We start from the raw sequence: 1,231 nt of genomic DNA, 5'->3' as shown, positions 1-1,231 counted from the left end.
GCGGTGGGTTCAACCGGTCAATGCAACACCTCAAGATTCGACGCATTCGTCGAGGAGGTGATCGATGGCCAAGCTGGGGAGACCAGGGCTAACTGATGCTCAGAAGGCTGAACTGTGGGATCGCTGGCAGCGCGGAGAGTTTCAGAGTGAGATTGCACGGGTATTGGGCAAGTTCCCGGCATCGATTTTCGGCGTACTTAGATTGCATGGCGGCATCCGCCCGGCGACTCGAAGACGGTCATCGGTGACGCTGACGCTCGGCGAACGGGAGAGCATCTCCCGTGGCCTGGCGGCTGGTCGCTCACTCCGAGACATCGCACGCGAATTAGGTCGCGCGCCCTCGACCATCAGTCGGGAGGTTTCCCGCCATGGAGGTCGCCGGAAGTATCGTGCCACGCGCGCCGACGAGGTGGCATGGGACGACGCCACGCGGCCCAAGCCATGCGCTCTTGCACAGAATTCGGCCCTTCACGATACGGTAGCCATGAAGCTGGCTGAGGACTGGTCGCCGCAGCAGATCGCAGGCTGGCTGAAACGGACCTACCCCGACGAGCCCGCCATGCAGGTCTCTCACGAGACGATCTACCGAAGTTTGTACATTCAAGCGCGTGGCGTGCTGCGTAAGGAGTTGCAGAAGCACCTGCGAACGAAGCGTGTCTTCCGCCAGTCTCGGCATGGCAACCTCGGCAAGATGCGCAGTTCCATCAAAGATGCCGTCTCGATTGCTGAGCGCCCGCCCGAGGTCGAAGACCGTGCTGTGCCAGGTCATTGGGAGGGGGACTTGATAGCGGGCTCTGGAAATACACATATCGCAACGCTCGTCGAGCGCCAATCCAGATTCACGATGCTGATTAAAGTCGGGGCACGCGACACGCAGACTGTAGTAACCGCGCTGGCGCAGCAGATCCAGACATTGCCAGACGCGCTGCGGCAATCACTCACCTGGGATCGAGGCTCAGAGCTGGCAGCGCACAAACGCCTGTCGATGGAAACCAATATGGAGATCTACTTCTGCGATCCGAGTAGTCCGTGGCAACGCGGCACCAACGAGAACACCAATCGGCTGCTGAGGCAGTACTTTCCGAAGAAGACAAATCTCGGCAGATACACGCAGGATCACTTGAATCACATCGCACTGAAGCTGAATCAGCGCCCGAGGAAGACACTGCGCTATCTTTCACCCGCAGAGCATTTCAACCAATGTGTTGCAACGACCGGTTGAACCCACCGC

At 59.3% G+C, this 1,231-nt stretch carries 1 protein-coding gene; it reads left to right on the top strand.

Going from position 1 to position 1,231, the window contains the following annotated elements:
• Window positions 1–64 precede the first annotated feature (64 nt).
• Window positions 65–1,222, top strand: coding sequence for an IS30 family transposase (locus G7Y82_RS21085; RefSeq protein WP_168150114.1), 1,158 nt, complete (start codon window positions 65–67; stop codon window positions 1,220–1,222).
• Window positions 1,223–1,231 lie beyond the last annotated feature (9 nt).

This window comes from Solimonas marina (assembly GCF_012241385.1).
GTDB lineage: Bacteria > Pseudomonadota > Gammaproteobacteria > Nevskiales > Nevskiaceae > Solimonas > Solimonas marina.
This window is presented reverse-complemented; position numbering and strand designations above follow the sequence as displayed.

What these genes read in the sequence shown, in the direction of transcription:
- G7Y82_RS21085 (WP_168150114.1), top strand. Translation starts at nt 65, where the DNA reads ATGGCCAAGCTGGGGAGACCAGGGCTAACTGATGCTCAGAAGGCTGAA.